The sequence below is a fragment of the Micromonospora sp. NPDC007208 genome, from assembly GCF_042869175.1.
GTDB lineage: Bacteria > Actinomycetota > Actinomycetes > Mycobacteriales > Micromonosporaceae > Micromonospora > Micromonospora foliorum.
Window position 1 is genome coordinate 14,529 of sequence record NZ_JBIAFG010000005.1, and the last position, 26,996, is coordinate 41,524.

At 71.6% G+C, this 26,996-nt stretch carries 25 protein-coding genes and 1 pseudogene; 11 read left to right on the forward strand and 15 right to left on the reverse strand.

What is annotated here, in order from left to right:
* The first annotated feature begins 21 nt into the window (after window positions 1-21).
* Window positions 22-3,163: pseudogene (locus tag ACFYL6_RS11880) on the forward strand (BTAD domain-containing putative transcriptional regulator).
* Here ACFYL6_RS11880 and ACFYL6_RS11885 read toward each other — a convergent pair.
* Both ACFYL6_RS11885 and ACFYL6_RS11890 read right to left on the reverse strand, forming a co-directional pair.
* Entirely contained in the window at window positions 3,147-3,896 is a 750-nt protein-coding gene (locus tag ACFYL6_RS11885; RefSeq protein WP_387170443.1) for an ABC transporter permease, read from the reverse strand. The pseudogene ACFYL6_RS11880 and the gene ACFYL6_RS11885 overlap by 17 nt on opposite strands.
* Entirely contained in the window at window positions 3,893-4,837 is a 945-nt protein-coding gene (locus ACFYL6_RS11890; RefSeq protein ID WP_387170444.1) for an ATP-binding cassette domain-containing protein, read from the reverse strand. The genes ACFYL6_RS11885 and ACFYL6_RS11890 overlap by 4 nt, the downstream gene beginning before the upstream one ends.
* A gap of 166 nt (window positions 4,838-5,003) precedes the next feature.
* Between ACFYL6_RS11890 and ACFYL6_RS11895 the strand changes: the two genes are divergently transcribed.
* Entirely contained in the window at window positions 5,004-5,345 is a 342-nt protein-coding gene (locus ACFYL6_RS11895) for a VOC family protein (RefSeq protein ID WP_387170446.1), read from the forward strand.
* Window positions 5,346-5,369: 24 nt separating this feature from the next.
* Here ACFYL6_RS11895 and ACFYL6_RS11900 read toward each other — a convergent pair whose 3' ends face one another.
* The 3 genes from ACFYL6_RS11900 to ACFYL6_RS11910 all read right to left on the reverse strand — a co-directional run bounded on the left by ACFYL6_RS11900 (window position 5,370) and on the right by ACFYL6_RS11910 (window position 6,719).
* Window positions 5,370-6,014, reverse strand: a complete 645-nt coding sequence (locus ACFYL6_RS11900) for a dihydrofolate reductase family protein (RefSeq protein WP_387170448.1) — start codon at window positions 6,012-6,014, stop codon at window positions 5,370-5,372.
* Window positions 6,015-6,118: 104 nt separating this feature from the next.
* Complete coding sequence (locus ACFYL6_RS11905; protein WP_387170450.1) at window positions 6,119-6,547, reverse strand: hypothetical protein; 429 nt, start codon at window positions 6,545-6,547, stop codon at window positions 6,119-6,121.
* Window positions 6,548-6,581: 34 nt separating this feature from the next.
* Window positions 6,582-6,719, reverse strand: a complete 138-nt coding sequence (locus ACFYL6_RS11910; RefSeq protein WP_387170452.1) for a hypothetical protein — start codon at window positions 6,717-6,719, stop codon at window positions 6,582-6,584.
* A gap of 229 nt (window positions 6,720-6,948) precedes the next feature.
* On the opposite strand from ACFYL6_RS11910, the gene ACFYL6_RS11915 reads away from it, so the two are divergent.
* Window positions 6,949-7,830, forward strand: coding sequence for an LLM class flavin-dependent oxidoreductase (locus tag ACFYL6_RS11915; RefSeq protein ID WP_387170454.1), 882 nt, complete (start codon window positions 6,949-6,951; stop codon window positions 7,828-7,830).
* Window positions 7,831-7,864: 34 nt separating this feature from the next.
* On the opposite strand, the gene ACFYL6_RS11920 is transcribed toward ACFYL6_RS11915, so the two are convergent.
* Complete coding sequence (locus ACFYL6_RS11920) at window positions 7,865-8,296, reverse strand: ASCH domain-containing protein (RefSeq protein WP_387170456.1); 432 nt, start codon at window positions 8,294-8,296, stop codon at window positions 7,865-7,867.
* 79 nt (window positions 8,297-8,375) lie between these two features.
* Window positions 8,376-8,927, reverse strand: coding sequence for a phosphoribosyltransferase family protein (locus ACFYL6_RS11925; RefSeq protein ID WP_387170458.1), 552 nt, complete (start codon window positions 8,925-8,927; stop codon window positions 8,376-8,378).
* Window positions 8,928-9,114: 187 nt separating this feature from the next.
* On the opposite strand from ACFYL6_RS11925, the gene ACFYL6_RS11930 reads away from it, so the two are divergent.
* The 4 genes from ACFYL6_RS11930 to ACFYL6_RS11945 all read left to right on the forward strand — a co-directional run bounded on the left by ACFYL6_RS11930 (window position 9,115) and on the right by ACFYL6_RS11945 (window position 13,434).
* A complete protein-coding gene (locus ACFYL6_RS11930) occupies window positions 9,115-9,753 on the forward strand; it encodes a septal ring lytic transglycosylase RlpA family protein (protein ID WP_387170460.1) in 639 nt (212 codons plus the stop codon).
* Window positions 9,754-9,857: 104 nt separating this feature from the next.
* Window positions 9,858-10,982 carry a PP2C family protein-serine/threonine phosphatase gene (locus ACFYL6_RS11935; protein ID WP_387171143.1) on the forward strand — a complete coding sequence of 375 codons (1,125 nt, stop codon included), beginning with the start codon at window positions 9,858-9,860 and terminating at the stop codon, window positions 10,980-10,982.
* A gap of 129 nt (window positions 10,983-11,111) precedes the next feature.
* Entirely contained in the window at window positions 11,112-12,968 is a 1,857-nt protein-coding gene (locus ACFYL6_RS11940; RefSeq protein ID WP_387170462.1) for an acyl-CoA dehydrogenase, read from the forward strand.
* Between the two features lie 196 nt (window positions 12,969-13,164).
* Window positions 13,165-13,434: a DUF6458 family protein gene (locus tag ACFYL6_RS11945; RefSeq protein WP_030487564.1), complete on the forward strand. Its 270-nt coding sequence runs from the start codon at window positions 13,165-13,167 to the stop codon at window positions 13,432-13,434.
* Window positions 13,435-13,491: 57 nt separating this feature from the next.
* On the opposite strand, the gene ACFYL6_RS11950 is transcribed toward ACFYL6_RS11945, so the two are convergent.
* On the reverse strand, window positions 13,492-14,031 hold the full coding sequence (locus ACFYL6_RS11950) for a SixA phosphatase family protein (RefSeq protein WP_387170464.1): 540 nt from the start codon (window positions 14,029-14,031) through the stop codon (window positions 13,492-13,494).
* 112 nt (window positions 14,032-14,143) lie between these two features.
* Here ACFYL6_RS11950 and ACFYL6_RS11955 point away from each other — a divergent pair, with 112 nt between their 5' ends.
* A complete protein-coding gene (locus ACFYL6_RS11955; protein WP_238657100.1) occupies window positions 14,144-14,431 on the forward strand; it encodes a DUF6458 family protein in 288 nt (95 codons plus the stop codon).
* A 184-nt stretch (window positions 14,432-14,615) separates the two neighbouring features.
* Here the strand turns inward: ACFYL6_RS11955 and ACFYL6_RS11960 are convergent, their stop codons facing one another.
* On the reverse strand, window positions 14,616-15,293 hold the full coding sequence (locus tag ACFYL6_RS11960; protein WP_387170466.1) for a hemolysin III family protein: 678 nt from the start codon (window positions 15,291-15,293) through the stop codon (window positions 14,616-14,618).
* Window positions 15,294-15,400: 107 nt separating this feature from the next.
* On the opposite strand from ACFYL6_RS11960, the gene ACFYL6_RS11965 reads away from it, so the two are divergent.
* The 3 genes from ACFYL6_RS11965 to ACFYL6_RS11975 are packed head-to-tail and all read left to right on the forward strand — an operon-like array spanning window position 15,401 to window position 17,803.
* Window positions 15,401-16,210, forward strand: a complete 810-nt coding sequence (locus tag ACFYL6_RS11965; protein ID WP_387170468.1) for an allophanate hydrolase subunit 1 — start codon at window positions 15,401-15,403, stop codon at window positions 16,208-16,210.
* Window positions 16,108-17,070: a biotin-dependent carboxyltransferase family protein gene (locus ACFYL6_RS11970; RefSeq protein WP_387171145.1), complete on the forward strand. Its 963-nt coding sequence runs from the start codon at window positions 16,108-16,110 to the stop codon at window positions 17,068-17,070. Before ACFYL6_RS11965 ends, ACFYL6_RS11970 begins: the two co-directional genes overlap by 103 nt.
* Window positions 17,054-17,803 (forward strand): LamB/YcsF family protein, encoded by a 750-nt coding sequence (locus ACFYL6_RS11975; RefSeq protein ID WP_387170470.1) that lies wholly within the window; start codon window positions 17,054-17,056, stop codon window positions 17,801-17,803. The genes ACFYL6_RS11970 and ACFYL6_RS11975 overlap by 17 nt, the downstream gene beginning before the upstream one ends.
* 87 nt (window positions 17,804-17,890) lie before the next feature.
* On the opposite strand, the gene ACFYL6_RS11980 is transcribed toward ACFYL6_RS11975, so the two are convergent.
* From ACFYL6_RS11980 to pdhA, 6 genes are all read right to left on the reverse strand, one after another.
* Window positions 17,891-19,723, reverse strand: coding sequence for an NHL domain-containing thioredoxin family protein (locus tag ACFYL6_RS11980; RefSeq protein WP_387170472.1), 1,833 nt, complete (start codon window positions 19,721-19,723; stop codon window positions 17,891-17,893).
* 127 nt (window positions 19,724-19,850) lie between these two features.
* Entirely contained in the window at window positions 19,851-22,583 is a 2,733-nt protein-coding gene (locus tag ACFYL6_RS11985; protein WP_387170474.1) for a hypothetical protein, read from the reverse strand.
* 342 nt (window positions 22,584-22,925) lie between these two features.
* Window positions 22,926-23,063: a hypothetical protein gene (locus ACFYL6_RS11990; protein ID WP_165435866.1), complete on the reverse strand. Its 138-nt coding sequence runs from the start codon at window positions 23,061-23,063 to the stop codon at window positions 22,926-22,928.
* A 218-nt stretch (window positions 23,064-23,281) separates the two neighbouring features.
* Window positions 23,282-24,781 carry a dihydrolipoamide acetyltransferase family protein gene (locus tag ACFYL6_RS11995; protein WP_387171147.1) on the reverse strand — a complete coding sequence of 500 codons (1,500 nt, stop codon included), beginning with the start codon at window positions 24,779-24,781 and terminating at the stop codon, window positions 23,282-23,284.
* A 5-nt stretch (window positions 24,782-24,786) separates the two neighbouring features.
* Window positions 24,787-25,776, reverse strand: a complete 990-nt coding sequence (locus ACFYL6_RS12000; RefSeq protein ID WP_387170475.1) for an alpha-ketoacid dehydrogenase subunit beta — start codon at window positions 25,774-25,776, stop codon at window positions 24,787-24,789.
* Window positions 25,776-26,951, reverse strand: coding sequence for a pyruvate dehydrogenase (acetyl-transferring) E1 component subunit alpha (gene pdhA, locus ACFYL6_RS12005; RefSeq protein ID WP_387170477.1), 1,176 nt, complete (start codon window positions 26,949-26,951; stop codon window positions 25,776-25,778). Before pdhA ends, ACFYL6_RS12000 begins: the two co-directional genes overlap by 1 nt.
* Window positions 26,952-26,996 lie beyond the last annotated feature (45 nt).

Below are 26,996 nucleotides of genomic sequence, written 5' to 3' on the forward strand. Positions count from 1 at the left end.
GTTCATGGCAAGATCTGCCAGGTGCAGGTCGGGATGCTTGGTCCATTCGAGGTTCGCACTGACGACGGCACCTCCATCGACGTGCCGGGTGCGCGGCTGCGCGGGCTCTTGACCGCTCTCGCACTCAACCCGGGTCACGTGGTCTCGAAGGGGACCCTCGTCGACTGGATCTGGGGCGAACACCCGCCCACTGACGCGGCGAACGCCCTGCACCGCCTGGTTTCCCGGCTGCGGAAGGCGCTGCCGGAGGGTGCGATCGAGGGGCAGACGGACGGCTACCGGTTGGCTGTCGAACCCGACGTCGTCGACGCCGTACGGTTCGAACGCCTCGTCGGCCAGGCTCGCGAGGACGAGGGCCCGCAGCGGGTACGGCGGCTGCGCGAGGCGCTCGACCTGTGGCGCGGTGCGGCGATGCAGGACGTCGGCTTGGTTGACAGCACGGCGCTCGACGCGGCGGTCACCCGACTCGACAGGCTGCGTCTGAGCGCCCTGGAGGATCGCTTCGACGTGGAGATCAACCTCGGCCACGGTCCGGAGTTGGTCGCGGAGCTGACCGACCTGGTGGCCGAGCACCCGGTGCGGGAACGGCTGGTTCTCGCGCTGATGCGGGTCCTGGCCGCGAGCGGCCGGGACAACGAGGCGCTGCTCGTGTATCAGCGCACGAGCGAAGCCCTGGCCGACGCGCTGGGCGTCGACCCCTCGCCGGAACTGTCGGCGTTGCACGTCGCGCTCCTGCGGGGCGAGGTGCGACGGCGCGAGGAGAACCGGAAGACCAACCTCCGGGCCGAGTTGAGCAGCTTCATCGGCAAGGACGAGACGGTTGCCAAGGTCGGCGCGCTCGTCGCCGAACACCGGCTCACGACCCTGATCGGGCCGGGTGGTTCCGGGAAGACCCGGCTGGCCACGGAAACGGCGCGCAGGATGCTCGACGACCTGCCGGACGGCGCCTGGTTGGTCGAGTTCGCCGCCATCGGCGCGGACGGTGACGTGGTGCAGGCGACGCTCGCAGGGCTCGGACTCCGGGACGCTCTGCTCGGCGAGGCACCGAGCATGGAGTTGGTCGAACGGCTCGTCGCCGCGATCCGCGACCGGGAGGCGTTGCTGGTCCTGGACAACTGCGAGCACGTGATCGAGTCGGCGGCGGTGCTCGCTGACCGGCTGCTCGGGGAGTGTCGACGGCTGCGGATCCTCGCGACGAGCAGGGAACCGCTCGGCATCACCGGTGAGGCGCTCTGGCCGGTCGCGCCACTGGGCCTGCCGGCCGTCGACGCCGACCCCAGCGAGATCGAAACGTCGCCGGCCGTCCGGTTGTTGCGGGATCGAGCGGGCGCGGTGCGGAGGGATCTGGCGGTCGACGCCCCCACGTTGGCGACGATGGCGCGGATCTGTCGAGCGCTGGACGGGATGCCGCTGGCGATCGAGCTGGCCGCTGCCAGGTTGCGCACCATGTCCATCGACCAGCTCGCCAGGCGGCTCGACGATCGGTTCCGCCTGCTGACCGGCGGCAGCCGTACCGCGTTGCCCCGGCACCGGACGCTGCGCGCGGTGGTCGACTGGAGTTGGGAGCTGCTGACCGACGCCGAACGGGCGGTCCTGCGCCGGCTCTCGGTGTTTTCCGGCGGGGTGAGCCTGGAAGCGGCCGAACGGGTCTGCGCCGGCGACGAGGTCGAGCAGGACGATGTGCTCGAGTTGGTCACCGCGCTGGCCGAGAAGTCGCTGTTGGTCGCCGAGGGCGACGAGGCACCGCGCTACCGGATGCTTTTTTGGCACGATCAAGGAGTACGCCGCGCACCGCCTCGTCGAGGCGGGAGAATCGGACCTGGCGCGCCACGCGCATCTGACGTACTTCACCGAACTGACCGCGACCGCGGAGCCGCAGCTTCGCCGCGCGGACCAGGTGAGATGGCTCGCCACTCTCGAAGTCGAGCACGACAACATCGGTTCGGCGATGCGCGGTGCCCTCGCGGCCGGCGAGGCGGACGCGGTCATGCGGTTGGCCGCGAGCGCCGGCTGGTACTGGTGGCTCGGTGGCCACCGAACCGAGGGCATGGAACTGATCACGGCCGCCACCGAGACGCCTGGTGAGGTCAGCGACGAGATCCGGGCCACGGTGTACGCGCTCGTCGTGCTCTTCGTGAACTCGGGACCGGGCGACGAACACCAGGCCGCGGAGTGGATCCACAAGGCGTACGAGTTGAGCCAGCGCAGTCACGGCAGCCACCCGGGGATGGCGCTCGTCGTCCCGCTGGAGCGTATGTTGCGAGCCCCGGACGCGATCCTGTCCGCATGGGAACCACTGCTGGACGACGAGGATCCCTGGGTACGCGCGCTGGCCCGGTTGCAACTCGGCAAGATGCGGATCATCCTCGGCCAGGACGGCCGGGAGGTGGACGCGCATCTCCGGGCGGCGCTCGCCGAGTTCCGGGCACTCGGTGAACGGTTCGGGATCTCCTTCGCCCTGACCGAGCTGGCGGAGCTGATCGCCGTACGCGGTGAGTTCGCCGGTGCGTGCGAGCACTACGAAGAGGCGATCGCGGTCGTCACCGAGGTCGGCACCGTCGAGGACATCATCCGGATGCGATCCCGGCAGGCTCAGCTGTACTGGTTGCTTGGCGACGTTGAGTCCAGCGCGGCTGCGTTGGCCGAGGCGCGGCGATGTGCGACGCGGGTCACGTGGCCGAGTGCGTTGGCCATGCTGGCCCTGTCGCAGGCGGAACTCGCTCGCTGGCGCGGTGATGCCGAGGAGGTAGCCCGGCAGATCGGTGTCGCGACGACCCTGTTGCGCGACGAAGCGAAGCAGGCGCACATCCGCGCGATCACACACGACCTGCTCGGTTACGTGGCGAACGATCTCGGTGAGGCGCGCGAACACCATTCCCTGGCCATTGGGGCGGCCGCCGAGTCGGGGCACGCACCCTCGATCGCGCGGGTCCTCGTCGGAGTCGCGGACCTGGCGCTGCGCCGCGAGCAGTATGCGCAGGCCGCGCGGCTGCTCGCCGCGAGCGCGGCGGTGCGAGGGCGGCGGGATCACTCCCAGCCGGACGTGGCCCGAGTCGAGGGGGAAGTACGGCGCCGCCTCGGCGAAGTGAACTTCGCAGAGGCGGCGCGGGAAGGCAGTCGGACGGACTGGAATCGGTTGGTCGCGGTCACGCTCGCTTCGTGAACGTGGAACGCGCCCACAGGTAGCCGACGAGAGCGATGCCGACGCACCAGACGAGGGCGGGGATCACGTCACCGCTGGACGGCGTTCCGTTGAGGAACCCGCGCAGGGTTTCGATGATCGGCGTGAAGGGCTGGTATTCCGCGAACTCCCGCAGCCCGGGGCCCATCTTGTCCGCCGGCACGATCGCGCTGCTGAAGAACGGCAGCATGACCAGCGGTACGGAGGCCAGCCCCGCCGTTTCCGGAGACTTCGCCGAAAGCCCCAGTGCGACCGTGAGCCAGCCGGCAGCGAAGCCGAGCAGCACGATGATGCCGATCGCACCGAGCCAGCCGAGGAGGCTCGCCGACGGGCTGAATCCGAGCAGGAGGGCCACCCCGACGAGGGCCGCGATGGCGACCAGGTTGGTCAGCACGCTGGCGACAACGTGACCGGTCAGCACCGCACCGCGGGAGACGTGCATGACTTTGAACCGGTTGATGATGCCCTTGGTCATGTCGGAGTTCACCGCGGTCGCGGTGGCCCCCAGGCCGTAGCAGACCGCCAACAGCATCAGCCCGGGAGTCGCGTAGTCGATGTAGTCGACGCCGACGCTGAAGGCGTCGCCGAACATGTACACGAACATCAACATGATCACGATTGGCATCAGCACCGCGTTGAACACGGAGGTCGGGTTCCGGGCGATGTGCTTGAAGTTGCGACGCAGCATGACGATCGAGTGGGACTTGGTGCTCATTTCGCGGAAACCTCCTGGGTGCGGCTGCCCGTCAGGGCGAGGAAAACGTCGTCGAGATCCGGCGTCTGCACGGAGAACCCTTCGGCGCTGATGGCGTACTCGTCGAGCCGGTCCAGCAGGGCCCGCAGCGAGGCCGTGCCGCCATCGCTGGGGACCCGCAGGGCGAGTGCCTCGTCGTCCCGCGTGGAGTCGTTGAGCACCAGGGCGGCCGCGTCGAGTTCGGCGACGGTGGTGAACCGGAGCCGGACGTGGGTGCCGGGGATCTGGCGCTTCAGCTCGTCGGGTGTGCCCTGGGCGACCAGCCGCCCCTGGTCGAGTACGGCGATCCGGTCGGCGAGTTGATCAGCCTCCTCCAGGTACTGGGTGGTGAGGAAGATCGTCACGCCGTCGGCCACCAGATCGCGGATGATCGACCACATCGTGCGGCGGCTACGTGGGTCCAGGCCCGTCGTCGGCTCGTCGAGGAAGATGATCCGAGGGTCGCCGACGAGCGTCATCGCCAGATCCAGCTTGCGGCGCATACCACCGGAATAGGTCGACACCGGCTTCTGTGCCGACTCCACCAGATCGAACCGCTCCAGCAACTCCGTGACGACCCGCCGGCCGTCCTTGCCGGGCACCTGGCTGAGATCGACCATCAGCTGCAGGTTCTCTCGGCCGGTCAGCAGCTCGTCCACCGCCGCGAACTGACCCGTGACACCGATCGCCGCGCGTACCGCCTTGGCCTCGGTGGCAGCGTCGTGCCCTGCGATGCGTACGGTCCCACCGTCGGCCTTCACCAACGTGGTCAGCACGTTCACCGTCGTCGTCTTGCCCGCCCCGTTGGGACCGAGCAGGGAGAAGATCGTGCCCGCAGGGACATCCAGATCGATGCCGTCGAGCACGACCTTGTCCTTGTAGGCCTTCCGCAGCCCGGAGACTGCAATCGCTGAACTCGTCATGCAACCACCATCGGCGGCGGGACTGTCACCCCCCTGACACGGCCCTGACACGGCCACTGACACCGCGTTTCTCCTTGTCGCGCCCCCGTGGTAGTTCCTGCTGAACCTCGACACCGGCTAGGGTCCGGCTTGGAGGTGGTCCGTGTTCACCGAAGCCTTTCCGATCGTGACGACACCTGACCTGCCACGACTGATCGCGTTCTACCGGGACGTGGTCGGCTTCGAGCTGACCTACCGGTTCCCGGACCAGGGTGCCCCGGAGTTCGTCGCCCTCCGACTGGGCAGCAGCGAGCTCGGCCTGGCCGCCAACCCGGAGGCTGGCGAACCGGCCGACTCGCACCGCTGGGAGTTGTGCGTCTACGCCGACGACTGCGACGCAGCCGTGGGCGCGCTGCGCACGGGTGGAGCGACGGTCACCGAGGAGCCGGTCGACCAGCCCTGGGGTGAACGCTCCGCGCGGGTCACGGACCCCGACGGCAACCGGTTGCTGGTGCTGGCCCGGCTCTAGACGTCCGTGCCGGGGAGGGCTCGGTCATCGTCGCCAGAACAGGAGATGGGTGACTCCGCTGGGGCTGGGCACCGACTCGAGGTGGAAGCGGTCGAGCAGTTCGGTGTGGCTGTCCCACAAACGCTCGCCCCGGTGAAGGTCGACGGGCGCGACGGCGATGTGCATCGTGTCGACCAGATCGGCCTCGATGAACTCGCGGATGGTGGCGACCCCACCACCGAGGCGTACGTCCCGACCGTCGGCTGCCTGCTTCGCCTCGGCCAGTGCCTCGGCCGGGCTGACATCGCGGAAGTGGAACGTGGTGTCGGACAGGCTGAACGACGGGCGCACGTGGTGGGTGAGCACGAAGACGGGCGTGTGGAAGGGCGGATTGTCTCCCCACCATCCCTGCCACTCGTGGTCCTCCCAGGGGCCACGCTGCGGGCCGAACTTGTTGCGACCCATGATCTCCGCGCCGATGTTGCACTCGGCGTCGCGGGTCAGGTAGTCGTCCAGGCCACGAGTGCCACCCGGTTCGGTGCGATACACGAAGCTGGCGGTGGCGGCGCGCCAGGAGAAGAGCGGGGTGGGGTCCGCGTGACCGAAGGGCCGCTCCAGGCTCTGCCCCTCTCCGGTGCCGAACCCGTCGCGCGAAACGATGAAGCACTGCACCCGTAGTAGTTGCGGCACGGTGTCTCCTACCTCCTTCGATGGACCGAATTTTCAGTCATCTACTCGGGCGACACCCTCTCCGGGTGCCGCTCGCCGAGGGGTCGGAGCCGAATGCGCTGCCCCTACCGGGAAGCAGTGTGACGCGTGTCACCTGCCGGCTCGGTCAGCTGCCACGTTCCGGCGTGTTCCGGGTCGCGTGACCAGCGCATCCGGGGTTTCTCCTCCGGGCGGGGGCTCCAGTCCCGGTGGGGCGCGAGGGCCACCCGCCAGGCGATCACCGTGAAGACGTAGATGCCCGGGCCGACCAGCCAGAGCAGGGCGTCGCGTCGCCGGTAGGAGGCGTACGGCGCGAGCCAGGCGGTCGCCGCCATCGGCACCGCGACCGCACTCAGGTCGGCCAGCGGCCCGCGGCCCAACCGGGCCTCGACCAACTCGCGGAGGATGAGCGACGGGACGACCACCCCGACCAGCAACGCCACCGTGCGGATCATGCGGACCCGGCGCGTCCGGCGATCCGGGGACGCGCGAACAGCGGCTGCTTCGGTGGGCATCCCCGGAGGGTACGGGCTGGCCGCAGCCGTGGATCTAGGGCTTCCGGTCGGCGATCGCGGCCTCGATCCGCAAGCCGAGACCGGTCAGGATGAGGAACGCGGCCAGGATGTGCGGCCTCAGCCACTCGGCGCCGGACGGCATGCTGAGCAGCGAGATCGCGAACCCCGCCACCAGTGCCAGGGTGCCAAACGCTCGTACCGTGTCGGACCGTTGTGCCCGTATCTCCACAGCGGAACGGTAGCCAAGTTCGGACGGCGACGGTGTCCCGGACGCTGGCCCTAACCGGCCGGTCGCCTGCCCCACGAGGTGCCGGACGGTGCGTAGCCGTGGCGGCGGTAGAAGCGCACGGCGCTGGCGCGATGCTAGGGCGCGGGTGTCCGGCCCGGCTAGGGTGGCGATCATGCGCATTGGCATCGTGATCCTGCCGGACCAGCGGTGGACGGAGTCGCAGCGTCGCTGGCGGCAGGTCGACGAGTGGGGCTTCGACCACGCCTGGACGTACGACCACCTGGGTTGGCGCGACCTCGTCGACGGCCCGTGGTTCGACTCGATGGCCACGCTTACCGCCGCCGCCACGGTGACCTCGCGGATTCGCCTGGGCACTCTGGTGGCGTCGCCGAACTTCCGGCACCCGGCCGCGTTCGCCCGGCAGATCACCACGGTGGACGACGTCTCCGCCGGCCGGCTGCTGCTCGGCCTGGGCGCGGGCGGCATCGGCTTCGACTCTGCGGTGCTGGGCGGTGAGACGCTGCCACCGCGTCAGCGGGTCGACCGGTTCGCCGAGTTCACCGAGTTGTTGGACCTGATCCTGCGGGAGGACGGCACCACCTGGCGTGGCGACTGGTTCGCCGCGGTGGACGCCCGCAACAACCCGGGTTGCGTGCAGCAGCCCCGGGTGCCGTTCGTGGTGGCTGCCAACGGGCCACGGTCGATGCGGTTGGTGGCCCGCTTCGGGCAGGGGTGGGTGACCACCGGCACCGGTGACGACAACGACCTGGCGGGTTGGTGGGCCAGCGTGTCGACGCTGTCCGCCCGGATGGATCGAACCCTGGACGAGGCCGGCCGCGACCCGGCCAGCCTGGACCGCTACCTCTCGCTGGACGCGGCACCGACCTTCTCGCTCAGCAGCGCACAGTTCTTCGCCGATCAGGTCGGCCGGGCCGCCGAGCTGGGCTTCACCGACGTGGTGACGCACTGGCCGCGGGCCAGCAGTTGGTACGCCGGTGACGAGGCCGTCCTGGTGGACGTGGCGACGCGGTTGCTGCCACAACTACGCGGCTGACGTCGGCGGCATTCGCCCGGTCGGAGCCGCCGGGTCAGGTGCCGAGGTCGCCGCTGGCCACACCGCCCTCGCCGCCGGAGACCAGCCGGAAGCGCAGGCAGACGATCGGGGTGTCGCCGTCGACCGGCGTGCCGAGCCTCGCCCAGTAGGCCGAGTGCCCGGCCCGCCACTCCTCGATCGAGCGGTCACCCTCGCCCTCGGCGTGGGCGAAGTCCCACGGCACGTCGGCGAAGCGAACCACGTCGACGCCGGTGATCTCCACGACGCCGGCCAGTGCGTTGTCGTCGTCGACCAGGGCCAGGCGTTCGCCGATGTACTCCAGCTCCTCGCCCTCCTCCGCGTACTCGGCGAGCCGCCCTGCCGTCGCGGTCTTCACACCGGCCAGTACCAGGGTGTTGAGGGTTGCCCGCAGCTCGCCGGGGGTGCCGAGGGCGAGGGCGCGAAGGTCACCGATCCGAGGCCACATCCTGCCGAGGCTAGGCCAGCACGGCCCCGGCCGCCGCCGCAATACGTGTCGCCGCCTTCAGATCGGCTGAATGGCCGCATCAGGCCGGCAGGTCCGCGGCATCGATCAGGCCGGTGATCCGTAGCTCGGCCGCGACCTCGGGCGGGCAGTCCACGGCCACCACGGCGGTGCCCAGCACCTCGGCACCCAGTGCGGCGCAGATGTCGTAGAGGGCGCGTAGCTGCGCGCCGGTACGCACCCAGTCGTCGACCACCAGCACCCGGTCGTCGGGGCCGAGGTGCCGGTTCCGTACGGCGAGGTCCACCCGTCGGCCCCGGTAGTCCGGTGGGCTCTGCGCCCAGGTGAGCGGCCCGGCCGGCAGTCGCCCGTCACCGGGTTTGTGGGCAGCCACGAAGCCGACCCCGAGGGCGGTGGCGGCCAACGGCCCGAGCAGCAGCCCGGTGACGGCCGGCGCGAGCACCACCGTGGGCCGGACGGCCCGGTACGGCGCCACCAGGGCCGGCCCCAGCTCGGCCAGCACCCCGGGGTCCCGCCACCAACCGGAGATGTCGCTGACCAGATGACTGGTGCCGGGGCCGGGGTCGATCCACCGGAACAGGGTGGCCAGGCGTTCGGTCAGATCGGCGGGCATCCGCCCATCCTGCGGCACGGGCGGTGGGCGTGGCGGCACCCGGGCCACCCGGCCCACCCGGGGTCGGATGATCGGCTACACGTACTTGTGCAAATACGGGCATACCACCATGATCACGTTGACTTCGGAAGTGCTTCTCTCGTTACGGTCCGACCCGGTTTGTTCAGACGACGAAAGGACCGGGCCGGTGGCAGGCAAGCACTCCCGTACCCGCATCTTCTCCTCCCCGGCGGGCATCGTCGCCACCGCGGCGGTCGGCGTCGCCCTCGCCGTCGGGGGCACGGTCGGTGCCGTGCAGCTGACCTCCGGCTCCGACCAGTCGGCGCAGACGGCGCTCGACCTCACCCCGACCACCGCCGCGAGCAGCCTCACCCCCAGCTCCCCGGCGTTCTCCCCGAGCGTCAGCGCCTCGCCGAGCGCGACCGCCAGCCCGTCGGCGACCCGGTCGCAGCAGGCCGCCTCCCGGAGCAAGGAGCGCACCGCGTCCCCGAAGCCGAAGCCGAAGCCGACTGCCAGGAAGACCACGGCCGCCGCGAAGGTGCTGGAGAGCGGCTCGTGCGGCGCCTCGTTCTACTCCGACGGGCAGCTCACCGCCAACGGTGAGTCCTTCAACCCCGACGCGCTGACCGCCGCCCACAAGACACTGCCGTTCAACACCAAGGTCCGAGTCACCAACCCGGCCAACGGCAAGTCGGTGACGGTGCGGATCAACGACCGCGGCCCGTTCATCGACGGCCGCTGCCTGGACCTCTCCCGGGCCGCCTTCGCCACCATCGCCTCGGTCGACGTGGGCGCGCTCACCGTCCGTTACGAGGTCCTCGGCTGACCGGAACTGGCGACGCCGATTCGGCCGGCCGACTGGGCCGGCCGGACAGAACCTTCTCGGACGACGGGTCAGGTTCATTCACCGGTTCACGTGGATCAGGCAAACTGTCCCTCGTACCCACGCGACTCCTCCAGTCGGGCCGTCGCCCGCTGAGCCCCGGATCCCGCGCCGGCCTCGGCGCGGCCCTCGTTCTGCTCGCGCTCGTGTCGGCGGTGGAGGCGGCGGACGGCCGGAAGGTGCACTACGTCGCGCTCCTGGCGGCCGCGCCGGTTCTCGCCGCCGCCCTGGCGTCCTGGCTGGTGGTCCTGGGGGTGGGCGTCGCGGCGACACTGATCGGCGCCGGCTTCGCGCTGGTCGCGCCGACGGTCTCGTTGGTCACCTCGGTCAACGTTGTCGCGGTCGCGCTCGCCACCGGGTTGGCGGTGGCGGTGGCGTGGGTTCGGCAGCGGCAGGCCGAGCGGATCGTCGAGCTGACCAAGCTCGCCTCGGTGGCCCAGCAGGCGGTGTTGCGCCCGCTGGGGCCGCAGGTCGGCACGCTCTCGGTCGCCGGACGCTACATCTCCTCCACGGCGACGGCCGAGATCGGCGGCGACCTGTACGAGGCGATCGACACGCCCTACGGCGTACGCATGATCATCGGTGATGTGCGGGGCAAGGGCCTGGACGCGGTCCGGCTGGCCAGCATCGTCCTCGGTTCCTACCGGCACGTGGCGTACGAGCGGGCCGACCTGCGAGCCGTCGTCGCCGACCTGGACCGCGCGGTGGCCCGCAACGTCGGCGACGAGGACTTCGTCACGGCGGCACTGGTCGAGGAGCGTGGCGGCACCCTCACGATCGTCAACTGTGGCCATCCGCCCCCGCTGTTGCTGCGCCGGGGTGCGGTGATCCCGCTGGAACCGCCGGCTCCGGCGCCTCCGCTCGGGTTCATGCCGGTGGTCCGCCCCCGGGTCGAACGCCTGGAGCCCGGGGACCGGCTGCTGTTGTTCACCGACGGCCTCGGCGAGGCGCGGCGGGACGGCGAGTTCTTCCCCACCGCCGACCGGGCCTGGCGACTGCTCGGCCACGGCACGGTCGCCGACGGGCTGGCGTCACTGGAGACCGCCCTGGTCGAGTGGGTCCACGGTCGGCTCGACGACGACATCGCGCTGGTTCTCATGGAGTACGTCGGTGCCCGTACCGGCGCGGCCGTGGCCGTCCCGAGCTGGGAGGTCGGCGCCGCCGAGAGCTGAACCGGCCGACCGCGCCAACAGGTGTGTAATCGCCGTCACTTGGGTGATCCGCTTGTCGCTGCCTACCCACGAGTAATACAGTCGGGGTTACTGATCGGTAACACCTGTCCGGAAGCGGGGCCAGCGAGCATGACCCACTACAAGAGCAACCTCCGGGATCTCGAGTTCAACCTGTTCGAGGTCTTCGGGGCGGACCGGGCGTTCGGCCAGGAGCCGTACTCGGATCTCGACACCGACACCGCCCGCAGCTTCCTCGCTGAGGTCGACCGCCTCGCCCGCGAGGATCTGGCCGCCAGCTACACGGACAGTGACCGCAATCCGCCGGTCTTCGACCCGGCGACGCACACCGCGCCGCTGCCGGAGTCGTTCAAGAAGTCCTACCAGGCATTCATGGACTCCGAGTTCTGGCGCCTGGACCTGCCGCCGGCACTGGGCGGCACCAACGCGCCGCGCGCCCTCTGGTGGGCGCTCGCCGAGCTGGTGCTCGGCTCGAACGCGCCGGTCTGGATGTACGCCTCCGGCCCGTCCTTCGCGCACGTGCTGCACGTCGAGGGCAACGAGCGGCAGAAGCAGTGGGCCAAGCTCTTCATCGACAAGCAGTGGGGCTCCACGATGGTGCTCACCGAGCCGGATGCCGGCTCGGACGTGGGCGCGGGCCGCACCCGAGCGATCCAGCAGCCCGACGGCAGCTGGCACATCGAGGGTGTGAAGCGCTTCATCACCTCGGGTGAGCACGACCTGAGCGACAACATCGTGCACTACGTGCTGGCCCGCCCGGTCGGTGTGGAGGGCGTCGGTGGCCCCGGCACCAAGGGCCTGTCGCTCTTCGTGGTGCCGAAGTTCCACTTCGACGAGACCACCGGTGAGCTGGGCGAGCGCAACGGCGTCTACGCCACCAACGTCGAGCACAAGATGGGCCTGAAGGTCTCCAACACCTGCGAGGTGACCTTCGGCGAGCACGGCGTACCGGCCAAGGGTTGGCTGCTGGGCGACCGGCACGACGGCATCCGGCAGATGTTCATGATCATCGAGTACGCCCGGATGATGGTCGGCACCAAGGCCATCGCCACCCTCTCCACCGGCTACCTCAACGCCCTCGAGTACGCGAAGAATCGGGTGCAGGGCGCCGACCTGATCCAGCAGGCAGACAAGACCGCCCCCCGGGTAACCATCACCCACCACCCGGACGTGCGTCGCTCGCTGCTGCTGCAGAAGTCGTACGCCGAGGGCCTTCGTGCTCTGGTCCTCTACACCGCCACCTGGCAGGACAAGGTCGCGCTGGCCGAGGCCGCCGGCGACGAGAAGGCCACCAAGCTGGCCAAGCGGGTCAACGACCTGCTGCTGCCGCTGGTCAAGGGCGTCGGTTCGGAGCGGGCGTACGAGATGCTCGGGCACGAGGCCCTCCAGACCTTCGGCGGCTCCGGGTTCCTCCAGGACTACCCGCTGGAGCAGTACGTCCGCGACGCCAAGATCGACACCCTGTACGAGGGCACCACCGCCATCCAGAGCCTCGACCTGATCTTCCGCAAGATCGTTCGGGACAACGGCAGGGCACTGCTTGCGGTCTCCGGCGAGATCCAGGAGTTCATCTCCTCCGAGGCGGGCAACGGCCAGCTCAAGGAGGAGCGGCAGGCGCTCGGCAAGGCGCTGGCCGAGATCCAGAACATCCTCGGCGTGCTGACCGGCTGGCTGGGCGAGGCGCAGGGCGGTGACACCCGCGCGCTCTACAAGGTCGGGCTGAGCAGCCGGCGGTTCCTGCTGGCGATCGGCGATCTGGTGGTCGGCTGGCTGCTCCAGCGGCAGGCCGACGTGGCGCTGAAGGCGCTGGCCGGCGATGTCTCTGCCACCGACAAGGCGTTCTACACCGGCAAGGTGGCCGCCGCCCGTTTCTTCGCCCGTGAGGTGCTGCCCCGCATCGGCGCCGACCGGCGGATCATCGAGGGTGCCGACCTCGACATCATGGACCTCCCGGAGGAGGCCTTCTAGATCCTTTGCTGGGTCGCACCACCCGGCACTTGCCACGGCCGGTGGGGCTTCTGCCCCGCCGGCCGTCGCCGTCTCACCCCGGCGGCGGGCACGTATTGGCCGAGCCCGGTCGGGTATGCCGCTGGTGTGGCGGGTAACCGTCGCGTGACCTCGAAAGGGAACGCCCAGAGCCACCGCACGGGGGAGTGCAGCGCACATGGGTGTAGGAAGCGGCATTTTTCTCATCGCGATCGGCGCGATTCTGACCTTCGCGCTGAGAGCCAACGTCTGGTGGATCGACGTACGCGCGGTCGGCTGGGTGTTCATCCTGGCCGGGCTGGCCGTACTGCTGACCACGGTCTGGTTCTGGCAGGACCGGCGCAAGCGGGCCCGAACCCTCATCGTGGAGGAGAACCGGCTGTCTCATCCGACGGCGATGATGCCGCCGCCGCCGGACCCGCCGCCGCCGACCGCGCCACCGTCCTGATCTCCGGACAACCTGGACGCGTACCCCTGAGCCACCCGCCGACCGACAGCGGGTGGCTCAGTCGCGTGCCGTGTGTCGGGCCGTGAGCGGCGCTCCCGCCCTGCTCAGGTCCGCCCAACCGACCGGGAAGCGGTGCACTGCCAGTTCGGCGGTGCGCAGCCCCTCATCGTCGACTCCCTCGGGGTCGAGGAGTACGGAGAGCAGCGATATGCCCGGGTTGTGGGCAATGAGCAGCGCCGTGCGGGCCGTCGGGTCCACCGTGCGAACCAGCGACAACAACTCCTCGGGGTGCGCGTCGTACGCGCCCGGCTCATAACGGACAGTCGGGCGAGGACCCGTCGGGCCACCCTCCGGCGGCGAACCCGTCATCCCCATCGCCACCCCGTGCCAGGTCTGCCGGGTGCGGCGGGCCGTCGAGCAGATCACCACGTCGGGCAGCAGCCCATGGTGCGCCAACCAGGCCCCAGCCGCAGCCGCGTCGGCGTTCCCGTGTGCGCTCAGCGGCCGCTCGGCGTCGTCCGCCGCGTCGCTGCCCTGCTCGGCCTTCGCGTGCCGCAGCAACACCAGTGTCCGTGTGTCGGGGTCGGCGTCCGTCATGCCCCCAGCTTGCCCGATTGGCGATCTCCGTGCCGGGGTAAGTCGATGGATGCCGCACCCCTACCGACGGCCGCGGCGCGAGGTACGCCAGGTTAGAGCCGAGGAGCGAGACATGGGCATTGGTGGCAGCATCTTCTTGATCGCGTTAGGCGCGATCTTCGCGTTCGCAGTGGAAGCCGACCTGGGCTGGCTGGACCTGGCCGTGGTCGGCTGGGTGCTGATGCTCGCCGGCGTCGCCGGCCTGCTCGCCACCCTCTACTTCTGGAGCAGCCGCCGCCGCACGGTGGTCGCCGCGCCGGTACGCGAGGAGCGCGTGGTGGCCGACCGGGTCGTGCCGGTCCAGGACGACCAGGTCATGCGGGAGTACCGCGAGGTGCGTCGGCCGGGCCGACCGGTCTGATCCTCGCCCGCACACTCCGGGGTCCCGCAGCGTCGCGGGGCCCCGGCTCGCGTCTGTACCTACCACCCCGCCACCCCTGCCGAGATCCGCCCACTTTCGGGGAAACTGCTGCCTCACCGCGCCCTGAGGCAGCAGTTTCCCCGAAGTTGCGCGGATCTCGAGGTGCCGGCCCGATCCGGTTGGGTCAGGCGAACAGTGCGAAGTAGATCGCGATGTGGTGACAGAGCGCCGCCAGCAGGGTGCTTGCGTGGAAGAACTCGTGGTGGCCGAAGACGGTTGGCCACGGATTGGGCCGGCGCAACGCGTAGAAGACCGCGCCGATGCTGTAGATCGCACCACCGACGATCAGCAGCACCAGCGCCGCGACGCCGCCCCCGTGCAGGATCTCCGGCAGCATGGCCACCGCCACCCAGCCCAGCGCCAGGTAGAGCGGCGCGGACACCCAGCGCGGCGCGTGCGGCCAGACCACCTTGACCGCCACGCCGGCCAGCGCGCCGCCCCAGACCAGGGCCAGCATCACGGTGGCCGGCCGGGGCGCGAGCAGCATCGCGCAGAGCGGTGTGTACGTGCCGGCGATGAACACGAAGATCATCGAGTGGTCCATCCGGCGCATCACCTGGTAGCCGCGCTCTGACCACACACGACGGTGGTACAGCGCGCTCGTGCCGAAGAGCCCGCAGACCGTCAGGCTGTAGATGAGGCAGCTCACCAGGGGTGCCCACCCCGGCCGGGTGGCGGCGATCGAGCAGAGCACGATGCCGCAGACCAGGGCGACGAAGAAGGCGTACGTGTGTAGCCAGCCGCGCATCCGGGGCTTACCGATGTCGACCGGCTTCAGGCGAAGCGGGGCGGAGGTGGTCACCCAGTCAGGTTACGGCACCGTAGGTTACTTGTAAGTAGTGGCGTTGGTGACACCCGGCACCGTCAACGTGAACACCGGATCGGCACGACATCGGCGAGGATGAGCGGATGCGGATCCGACCCGTCGGGGCGCACGCCCTGCTACTCGACTGCGCCGCCCCCGCCGACATTCCCGAGGCCGAGGCCGACATCCCCGAGGCCGTGCTGGTCGAAGCGTGGCGGGCCGAGCTGTGGCGGCGTCGGGAGCGGGGCGACCTGGTCGCCGTCGAGATCGTGCCGGCGGCCCGGACCGTCCTGCTCGACGGCCTGCCCGACCCGACCACCACGGCCGAGCAACTGATCCGATGGGCACACGCCGTCACCGCCGCGACCACCCGCCCCGACCAAGCCAACGCCGACGCCAAGACCGAGGCCAAAGCCGACCCCGACGCTCATGCCCAAGCCGAAGACCACGATGTCACAGCCAGCACCAACGCCGACGCCAGCACCAGCACCAGCACCAGCACCAACGCCGGAGCCATAGACGGAGCCGACGACGGGGCGGACGTGGTCGTACCGGTCTGCTTTGACGGACCGGACCTGCCGGCGGTGGCGGAGCACTGGGGTGTGGACGTGTCGGCGGTGCGGCACCGGTTGACCAGCACCCGGTTCCGGGTCGCCTTCTGCGGCTTCGCCCCCGGTTTCCCCTACCTGACCGGGCTGCCCGCCGAGTTGGCGCTGCCCCGGCTGGCGACGCCCCGTCCCCGGGTGCCGGCCGGCTCGGTCGCGCTGGCCGGCCCGTACGCCGGCATCTATCCGGGCGCGTCGCCGGGCGGCTGGCTGCTGGTCGGTCGGACCGATCTGGTGCTGTTCGACGTGGCCGCCGACCCGCCGGCCCGACTCGGCCCGGGCACCACGGTCCGGATGGTGGCGGCGTGACCCACCCGGGCGCCATCGAGGTGCTCCGCGCCGGAGCGCTCACCACCGTGCAGGACCTGGGCCGGCACGGCTGGGCGCACCTGGGCGTACCCCGGTCGGGTGCCCTCGACCCGGCCGCCCTGCGGCTGGCCAACCGACTGGTCGGCAATCCGGAGCACGCGGCCGGCCTGGAGATCACCCTGACCGGCTGCACCCTGCGGCTGACCCGGGCCGGCACGGTGGCGGTCACCGGCGCCGAGGTCCCGGTCCAGGCGGGCGTTCGGCCCGGTGACATCGGGCGTCCGCTCAGCGTGCCGGCCGGGACGGTGCTGCGGGTCGGTCCGGCCCGACGGGGCGTACGGAGTTGGCTGGCGGTGGCTGGCGGCATCGACGTGGCACCGGTGCTGGGCAGCCGGGCCACCGACACCCTCTCCGGGCTCGGCCCGCCCCCGCTGCGGGACGGCGACAAACTGCTCCTGGGCACGCCGGTCGGCACTCCCGCACCGGTGGACCTGACCGTGTGCTCCACGCCGCCTGAGGAGCTGCACCTGACGCTGGGCCCGGGCCCTCGCGAGGACTGGTTCACGCCGACCGCGTTCGACCGGCTGTTCGGCAGCGCGTACACCATCAGCCCGGTGAGCAACCGGGTCGGCGCGCGGCTCGCCGGCGCGGCGCTGCCCCGCGCGGTCGCCGGCGAACTCCCCAGCGAGGGCATCGTGCTCGGCGCGGTGCAGGTGCCGGCGGACGGACAACCCCTGATCTTCCTCGCCGACCATCCGACCACCGGTGGATACCCCGTCATCGGGGTGGTCACCGACGTGACCCCGCTCGCGCAGGCCCGGCCAGGTACTACCGTCAGATTCCATGGACCTCAACGCTGACCTGGGCGAGGGATTCGGCATCTGGCGACTCGGCGACGACGAGGCGCTGTTGAGCCTCGTCACCTCCGCCAACGTCGCCTGCGGCTTCCACGGCGGCGACCCGTCCACCATGCGGCGGGTCTGCGAGGGCGCCGCGCGACGCGGGGTCGCGGTGGGCGCGCAGGTCGGCTACCGGGACCTGGCCGGCTTCGGCCGGCGGTACATCGCGTACGACTTCGCCGAGCTACGCGACGAGGTGACCTACCAGTTGGGGGCGCTCGATGCGTTCTGCCGGCTGTTCCGCACCCGGGTCCGCTACCTCAAGCCGCACGGCGCGCTCTACCACGCGGCCAGCACCGACGAGTCGCAGGCGGCGGCGGTGGTCGCCGCCGTCAGCGGTTACGACCCCGAGTTGCCCGTGCTCTGCCTGCCCGGCTCGACGCTCGCCCAACTCGCCGTCGGCGCGGGCCTGCCGGTGGTCGCCGAGGCGTTCGCCGACCGCGCCTACCTGCCGAACGGGGCGCTGGTGCCGCGCGGCACCCCCGGTGCGGTGATCACCGACCCCGAGCAGGTGGCCGAACGGGCGGCGCGGATGGCCACCGAACGCAGCGTGGTGGCGGTCGACGGCACGGTCATCCCCTGCTCGGTCGACTCGATCTGCGTGCACGGCGACACCCCGGGCGCGGTCTCCGCCGCCGAACTCGTCCGCGCCACTCTTATCGACGCCGACATCACCCTGGCCCCGTTCGCCTGACCGGAGGGGCCCCGGCGGGCCCCTCCGATCACGTCAGGCGTCCAGGCCGCGAAGCACGCGTCAGGCGTCCAGGCCGCGAAGCACGCGTCAGGCGTCCAGGCCGCGGAGCACCAGCGGCAGCCGGGTCACGGCGCCGTCGACCACCCGGACCGGTACGCCCCAGTCCTGCCGGGTCAGGTGGCACGCCGCGTGCTCGACGTCCGCGTCACAGGTCGCCGCCTGGGCGGTCACCTGGAGAACCCCCGCCGTCACCTCGCCGTTGAGCACCAGCCGGCGGGACAGCTCGGTGCCCGTGCCGGCCCCGTCCACCAGCAGCTCCGGCGGGGACGCGGAGACCACCAACCGGGTCGACGGCCCGTACGTCTCGTCCAGCTTCTGCCCCGGCGCCGGGGTGAAGACGATGTCCAGGGTGACCTCGCCGGCCGCGACGTCGGTCGGCTTGCGCTCGGTGCGGTGCCGAGGCCCGTCCACCGTGCTGGCACCCGCCGCCGACAGGGCACCGGGCGCGAGCCGGGTCAACCGGTGCGCGGCGGACTCCACCACCAGCACCTCACCGGACGGGGTGAGCACCAGGTCGCTCGGCTCGGCCAACCCGTCGGCGACGGTGGAGACCTGGTTGCTGGCCGGGTCGAAGCGGCGCACGGCGCCGTTGTACGTGTCCGCGATCAGCACCGACCCGTCCGGCAGCGCGCACACGCCCAGCGGGTGCTGGAGCAGCGCCGACTCCGCTGGGCCGTCCACGTGCCCGAAGTCGAACAGGCCCTGCCCGACGGCCGTGCCCAGCACACCGTTCTCGACGTACCGGATCGAGCTGGTCTCGCTGTCGGCCACCCAGAGCCGGGTGCCGTCCGCGGAGACGGAGAGCCCGGACGGCTGGGCCATCCACGCCTCGGCCAGTGGGCCGTCACGCAGCGCCTCGACCGTGGTGCCGGCGTACATGCCGGCGGTCCGCTTGATCGGGTCGAACCACCAGAGCTGGTGGATGCCGGCCATCGCGATGATCAGCTTGTCGTCGTACCAGGCCAGGCCCCACGGGGAGGAGAGGTCGACGGCGAACGCGTCGTGGGCGTGGTCGTCGACCTCGGCGCGCCACTGCCGCCCACTGCCGGCCACGGTGACCACCTCACCGGACTCCAGCCGTACGCCGCGCAGCAGGTGGTTGACCGTGTCGGCCACCACCAGGTCGTAGCCGGCCACCTCGGCGACATGCGTGGGCAGCAGGCACACCCCCTGCGGCTCGGAGAACGTCGCCGCGGCGGCGGGCCCGTCCGCCCGGCCCCGCTCACCCGAGCCGATCCGACGCACCGGGGTCTCGCCGTCCGGGTCGATCTCGACCAGGGAGTGCCGGGCCGAGTCCGAGACCAGCAGGTTGCCGTTCGGCAGCAGCGCCGCCTTACCCGGGAAGCGCAGCGCGGTCTCCGGTGCCGGCGGCGGGACGTACGGGCCGCTGCCCCGGTGCAGGGTGCCCTTGGCCTCGTGGGTGGCGATCAGCTCGTCGATCAGTCGGGCCAGCCCTTCGGCGTGCCCCTCGCCGGCCATGGTGGCCACCACGTAACCCTCGGGGTCGATCACCGACAGGGTCGGCCAGGCCCGGGCCGCGTACTGCTGCCACATGTCCAGCTCAGGATCGTCGAGTACGGGGTGGTGCACCCCGTACCGCTCCACGGCGGCGGCGAGCGCGTCGGCGTCCTTCTCGTGCTCGAACTTCGGCGAGTGCACGCCGATCACGACGAGCACGTCGCCGTACTTCTCTTCCAGCGGGCGCAGCTCATCGAGCACGTGCAGGCAGTTGATACAGCAGAACGTCCAAAAATCCGCGATTACGATCTTGCCGCGAAGGTCGGCGAGCTTGAGGTCGCGTCCACCGGTGTTCAGCCAGCCCCGACCGCGCAGTTCGGGAGCCCGTACTCGTGCGCTCATGCACCCATCGTGCCTGACCATTGGCCCGAGCCCGGCCGGAGGGGGCGAGATTCGGTTGTCGCCGACACCACCTGCGGGTACGACGACGGCGGGGCCACGGTTGCCCGTGACCCCGCCGTCGGTGGAGCTACTTCGTGGCCGGCTTCAGGCAGAGCACCCGGTTGGTGCCCTCACCCGGCAGCACCACGTGGGGCTGCGTCGTGTCGGCGCACTTCTCCTTGGCGTCCACCTTCGAGACGATCGTGAACGCGCCCGCCTCACCGCAGTCCGCCGCCGAGGCACCGCCCTGCCCGGACTGCTTCACGCAGGTGCCGACCGCCGGGTCGAAGGCCGGCGTGTCGTCCCCGCCGACCTTGCCGAGCAGCAGCAGCAGGCCGAGTGGCACCGCCAGGATGAGCACCGCGGCGATCAGCACCGCGGCCAGCACCCGGCCGTTGCGTACCTTCGGCGTCGGTGGTTCCACCTTCGGCGCGTCGGCGTCCGGCTTGAACGCGTCGAACCGGCCCTGGTCCGACTGGCCGGCGTCCTGGCCCCAGGACGGCGCGGGGTGCGGCGGTGGCGGGAATGACGGCGGGAAGCCGCCGCCCGGAACCGGTTCGGTCGCCGGCCCGCCGAAGCCCGGCCCGCCGGAGCCCGGACCACCGAAGTTCGGCGCACCGAAGGTCGCCGTCCCGTTCGCGGTGCCGGCGGCAGGCGACCCGGGGCCGCCGAACTGGTCCGCCGGCGGCTCGGCACCGGCGTGCGGCCGAGTGCCGTTCACCGGCCTGTTGTTGCCCGGGGCGTCGACGAAGGACGGCACACCGGGTGGGAACGCCGGCGGAGCCGACGGTGCCTCGTTGAACACGTTCGGTGCGGGCTGCCGGTCGTCGAAGCGCGGATCGGCCGGGGACTCCCCGCCCCAGCCGGGCCCAACCTGCCGCTGCGCGTCGCTCTGCCAGTCGGGCGCGGCCTGCTGCCGCTGCGCCTCGTTCTGCCAGTCGGGGGCGATCTGACGCTGCCCCTCGTTCTGCCAGTCGGGCGCGGACTGCCGCGGCGCGTCGTTCTGCCACTCCGGAGCACCCTGGCGGTCGGCGCCCGGGTCGCCCTGGAACGCCTCCGGCTCCGGCTCGGCGTCCGGCTCCGGTCGAGCCGGGCGGCCGTACACCCGGGGTTGCGGTGTGGCCGTGCCGGTCGGTCGGATGGCCTGGTCGGTCGGGGGCATCACCCGGCTGGCCAGCGGCACCGAAGCGCTCGCCGTGGCCCGGGCCGCCGCGCCGGCTGCCGACTCGGCATCCGGCACCGGTACGACCGCGCGGCCCGCTCCGGACTCCGGAGAGGTACGCGGGGCGGGCACCACCGCGCCGCTCGACGAGACGTCCTCGGGGCGGCCACCGTACTGCGCGGCGGCGTCCGGGGTCTCCCGCTCGGCGTAGGCGGGCTGCTCGGGGATCGGCGCGAACTGGGCCTGCTGCGGGTAGTCGGCCGGCGGGACGGCGGCCAGGCTGGCACCCGGAACGCGCTGCTCCTGTGGAGGCAGCGGCACCGCGTTGGCCGGTGAGATGCCCGGGGCGGGCCCGGGCTGGTAGGCCGGTGCCTCGTCGCCCCGGTCCGCCTCCCAACCGCCACGGGACTGGGCGGAAGCTTCGGCCTCGGCGCGACCCCACACCTCACCGGGCGCCCACGGCTCGACCTCGGCCACGCCGCCGGAGTTGCCCTGCGCGGCGTTGTCCGGGCCGGCGGCCCAGTTGGGCGCGCCGTCGCTGGTGGGCACGCTGGCGCTGGCACGGGCGGGGAGGTTGCTCGGCTCCGCGGGGGTCCACCCCGCCTGCTCCGGCCGCTCGGTCGGCTGCTCCGGCTGGGAGAGCACCCAGTCGGGCTGCTGTGGGCGGCCCTCGTTGCCGCCCCAGGCGGTCGGCTGCGCGGGCTGGTCCTGCCGCGCGTCGCTGCCCTCGTTCCACCCTGCGGGCTGCGCCTGCTGCTGCTGCGCGGCCCACCCGCCGGAGTGGGCCGGGTCGTCCTGCGCGGGCCAGGTCGTCGTCGGGGCCGGGACCTGGGCGGCGCCACGGGCCGCGTTCGGCTGGGCGGCCTGACCCCAGCCTGGGGCGGGCTGCTCGGTCGCCTCGGCGGGCTGACCCCAGGCCGGCGGCGACTGCTCCGCCGGCGTCCACACCGGCTGGTCGTCCTGGGCGCCGCCGGCGGGCCAGCCACCGTTGCCGGCGGCCTGGTCCTGCTGAGCGCCGCCGGACCAGCCGGCGGCCTGCGGTGAGTCGGATTGCGGAGACTCGGCCCCGCGCCAGTCAGCGGCGGGCGGGTTGGCCTGCGCCGCGCCGCCCCAACCGCTGGCGCTGGCCGGGTCTTCCTGGGCGGGCCACGCGGCGGTGGCCGGGGGAACCTGCGCGGCACCTCGCGCGGCCGGCTGGGCCTGCACCCAGTCGGGCTGCTCAGCGGGGGCGTTCGGGGTCCAGGTCGGCGCGGGTGGGCTCTGCTCGGGTGGCGTCCAGCCCTGCTGCTGCGCTGCCCAGGGGGCGGGCTGTGCCGGAGCCGGTGCGCCATCGTTGCCGGACCACGCGCCGGGCTGCTGCTGCGGCGGCTCGCTCGCGCCACCGCCCGCGGCCCAGGCGGGCTGCGCCGGGTCGTTGGGCTGCGGAGCAGCGGCAGCACCCCAGGCGGGGGCCGGCGGCTGCTCGGGCTGGGTCGCCCATGCCGGCGCCGACGGGTTGGGCCGTGTCGGGGGCGGGGGTGCCCAGCCCAGGTCGGGGCCGGCGGCGTTCTGGCCGTTGTCCGGCTGCGCCGGGCGGTCGCCGTACGGCGCCGGTCCGCCGGCGCCCGGTGACACCTCGTCCGGCTCTTGGCCGGGGCGGTGCGGGCCCTCGGACGTCATGGGTGCGCCTCCTCCATCACATGTCGGCTCGCCGGTGCCGATCGGTCTCCTCGGCGTGGCTGCCGGCGTCACCGGCGTACCGCTGTGCCGGCTCCCCGCACGGTATCGGGTGGTGGCACGACACGTCCAAGGAGCACTGGCCGTCACTCACCGTGGCCGGTTGGTGTCGAGCAGCTTCTGTCGGCTCGGCCTCTGCCGGTCGGCGGGCGGCGACCGAAGCCCACCGTACCGGGCGCTGCGGCAGGGCGGAATCCCGGTGGTGGGTGGCTGGGAAACGCCGATGGCCCACCCGGTGGGCCGGGTGGGCCATCGATCTGGAGGAGGTGAGGAAGTCGTGGAGCGTCAGCTCATGTGACGCTGGGCGATGACGAGGATCTCCTCGCGAACTGCCGGCGAGTTCGCCGAGCGCAGCGCGTGCTCGATGGCACGGGCGCGGCGGGTGGCGTCGCGGTGGTTGCGGATTCGCTCGATCATGCTCATTGGTGGGTCCCCCTAGCTATTCGGTTGTCAGCCCCTGATGCGTCTATTCAACCGCAGAAGCCGGCGAACTTCCATCGATTATTAGGTGAGCTGAGACACTTGCCTAACAATCAAAGGTCAACTGGCACTCTGGCCGACGGTTCCGTCGCCCAACGGACACGGCCGGTGTGCCGGGCGTTAACCCGTGGCACACCGGCCGTGGCTGGCGTTTCGGACGATCAGGTCCAGGCGAGCAGCGCCGCCTCCGGATCCGTGAGGAAGTCGCCGACGTCGCGCAGGAACTTCGAACCCAGCTCACCGTCGATGATCCGGTGGTCGAAGCTCAGCCCCAGCGTGGTGACCTGGCGAACCTTGACCTTGCCCTTGTGCACCCAGGGCATCTCCCGGACCGCGCCGAAGGCCAGGATCGCGGACTCACCCGGCGGCAGGATCGGGGTGCCGGTGTCCACGCCGAACACGCCGACGTTGGTGATGGTCAGGGTGCCGCCGGACATCGCCGCCGGCGAGGTACGGCCGGACTTCGCCGTCTGCACCAGGTCGGTCAGCGCGTCCGCCAGCTCCCGCAGCGAGAGTCGGCCGGCGTCCTTGACGTTCGGCACGATCAGGCCGCGCTCGGTGGCTGCCGCGATGCCGAGGTTGACGTACTCCTTGACCACGATCTCGTCGCCCGCCCAGGTCGAGTTGACCATCGGGTGCCGTTGCACCGCCAGCAGCACCGCCTTCGCCACCAGCAGCAGCGGCGAGACCCGTACGTCGCGCCACTCCCGCCGGCCGCGCAGCCGGTCCAGGGCCTTCATCGCCCGGGTCACGTCGACGGTCAGGAACTCCGTCACGTGCGGGGCGGTGAACGCCGAGCGGGACATGTTCTCGGCCGTCAGCTTGCGGACGCCCTTGACCGGGATGCGCTGCTCCCGGTCGGTGCCGAAGCTGGGCGCCTTCGTCGTCGCCGCGATCGGCTCGGCAACCACCACGTTCGCACCGCTCGCCGCCTGCTGCACGTCCTCCCGGGTGATCGAGCCAAGCGGCCCCGACCCGGTCAACGTGGTGAGGTCGACCCCGAGATCCTTGGCGAGCTTGCGCACCGGCGGCTTGGCCAGCACCGCGCCGCCGCTCGCCCCGCCGCTCGCCCCGCCGCGTCGATCATGGACCTGTGGTGCCGGAATCGTGGAGGTCGCGGCTGGTTTGTCACCCACCACAACTCCATGATCGACCCCAGCGGGGGCGGCGGGAGCCGCCACGGCCTGTGCGGGCACCGCGCCCTTGCGGGGGCGGCGCTTCGCGGCGGTCGTACGCGGGCCGTAGCCGACCAGCACCGCCGTCCGCCCACCCGGGGCCACTCCGCCGATCAGGCCGGGCTCGATCATGCCCTCGGCCGGTGCCACCTCCACCGCCGCCAGCGAGGCCGCCGACGGGGTGGGCAGGTCACCGCTGGGCGTGGCCGTGGTCGACGGCGTCTCCAGCGGGCCGGCTCCCGGGTCGGTGTCGATCGCGATGATCGGCGTACCGACCTCGACCGTGGTGCCCTCCGGGTGGTGGATCGCCTGCACCTGCCCGGCCCACTTCGCCGGGATCTCCACGGCCGCCTTCGCCGTCTCCACCTCGACGATCGGCTGGTTCAGCTCGATGGTGTCGCCGACCTTGACCAGCCAGGCCAGGATCTCGCCCTCGGTCAGCCCCTCACCCAGGTCGGGCAGGTTGAACGTCTTGATCCGGGACATGTCGCTCACCAGCCGAAGGTGCGGTCGACGGCGTCGAGCACCCGGTCGAGGTCGGGCAGGAACTCCTCCTCCACCCGGGCGGCCGGGTAGGGGATGTCGAAGCCGGTCACCCGCAGCACGGGCGACTCCAGGGAGTAGAAGCACTCCTCGGTGATCCGGGCGGCCAGCTCGGCGCCGAGGCCGATGTTGGACGGCGCCTCGTGCACCACGACCGCGCGGCCGGTGCGCTTCACCGACTCGTACGCCGCGGTCAGGTCCAGCGGCGAGAGCGAGCGCAGGTCGATGACCTCCAGCTCCCGGCCGTCCTCGGCGGCGGCGGTCGCCGCCTCCAGGCAGGTCCGCACCATCGGGCCGTAGGCCAGCACGGTGACGTCGGTGCCGGGCCGCACGACCCGGGCCGAGTGCAGGGGGTACGCGTCGGACAGCGGCGCGTCCAGGTCGACCTGGCCCTTCTCCCAGTAGCGCCGCTTGGGCTCCAGGAAGACGATCGGGTCGTCCGAGGCGATGGCCTGCTGGATCATCACGTACGCGTCCTGCGGGTTGGAGCAGGTCACGACCTTCAGGCCGGCGGTGTGCGCGAAGTACGCCTCCGGTGACTCGGAGTGGTGCTCGACCGCGCCGATGCCGCCGCCGAACGGGATCCGGATCACCATGGGGATGCTGAGCCGGCCGCCCGAGCGGTAGTGCATCTTCGCCACCTGCGACACGATCTGGTCGTACGCGGGGTAGACGAAGCCGTCGAACTGGATCTCGCAGACCGGCCGGTAACCGCGGATGGCCAGACCGACAGCGGTGCCGATGATGCCGGACTCGGCCAGCGGGGTGTCGATCACCCGCTGGTCGCCGAAGTCCTTCTGGAGACCGTCGGTGATCCGGAAGACGCCGCCGAGCTTGCCGACGTCCTCGCCCATGATGATGACCTTGGGGTCGTTCTCCAGGGCGCGGCGCAGACCGGTGTTGAGGGCCTTGCCGATGGTGAGCGTCTCCGTGGCCATCAGTGGGCGCTCCCCTCGAACGACTCCATGTAGCGGCTGAACTTCGCGCGCTGCTCGTCGAGCAGCGGAGACCCGTTGGGGTAGACGTGGTCGAACATCGTCACCGGCTCCGGGTTCGGCATCTCGAGCACCCGCTCGCGCAGGTGCACCGACTCGCGGCGGGCCTGCTCGTCGACCTCGGCGAAGAAGCCCGCGTCGGCGATCTGCTGCTTCTCCAGGAAGGCCTTGACCCGGGCGATCGGGTCCTTGGCCTGCCACGCCTCGACCTCGCTGGCGATGCGGTAGCGGGTCGGGTCGTCGGAGGTGGTGTGCGCGCCCATCCGGTAGGTGTACGCCTCGATGAGGCTCGGGCCCTGGCCGAGGCGGGCGTTGTCCAGCGCGGTGCGGGTGACCGCGTACGTGGCGAGGACGTCGTTGCCGTCCACTCGTACGCCGGGGAAGCCGAAGCCGGCGGCCCGCTGGTAGAGCGGGACGCGGGTCTGCCGCTCCAGCGGCTCGGAGATCGCGTACTGGTTGTTCTGGCAGAAGAAGACCAGCGGCGCGTTGAACACGCTGGCCCAGACGAACGCCTCGTTCACGTCGCCCTGGCTGGTGGCGCCGTCGCCGAAGTAGGCGATGGCCGCCTCGCCGTCGTCGGTGCCGGTCTTGCCGTCGATGGTGATGCCCATCGCGTAGCCGGTCGCGTGCAGGGTCTGCGCGCCGATGACGATCGTGTACATGTTGAACTTGAACTCGTTCGGGTCCCAGCCGCCCTGGTCGACACCGCGGAACAGGCCGAGCGGCATGATCGGGTCGATGCCCCGGCAGTAGAGGACGCCGTGCTCCCGGTAGGTCGGGAAGGCCATGTCCTGGGTGCGCAGCGCCCGCCCGGAACCGACCTGGGCGGCCTCCTGGCCGAGCAGGCTGGCCCAGAGGCCCAGCTCGCCCTGGCGCTGCAGAGCGGTCGCCTCGGCGTCCAGCTTCCGAACCAGCACCAGGTCGCGGTAGAGCCCGCGGTACTCCTCGTCGGTGAAGTCGACGCGGTACTCGGTGCCGTCCGGCCCGGTGGCGCTGTCGATCCGCTCGCCTTCGGGGGTGAGTAGCTGCACCAGCGCGGGGTCGCCGACCGCGCCCTTCCTGGAGCGGGATGCAGCCCGCCTGCTGCGGGTGGTGCCCCCGGGGTCGCCCTTTGCCATCGGTCTCTCCCTGTCGTGTCTGCGTCGGCACCGGGGGGTCACCCG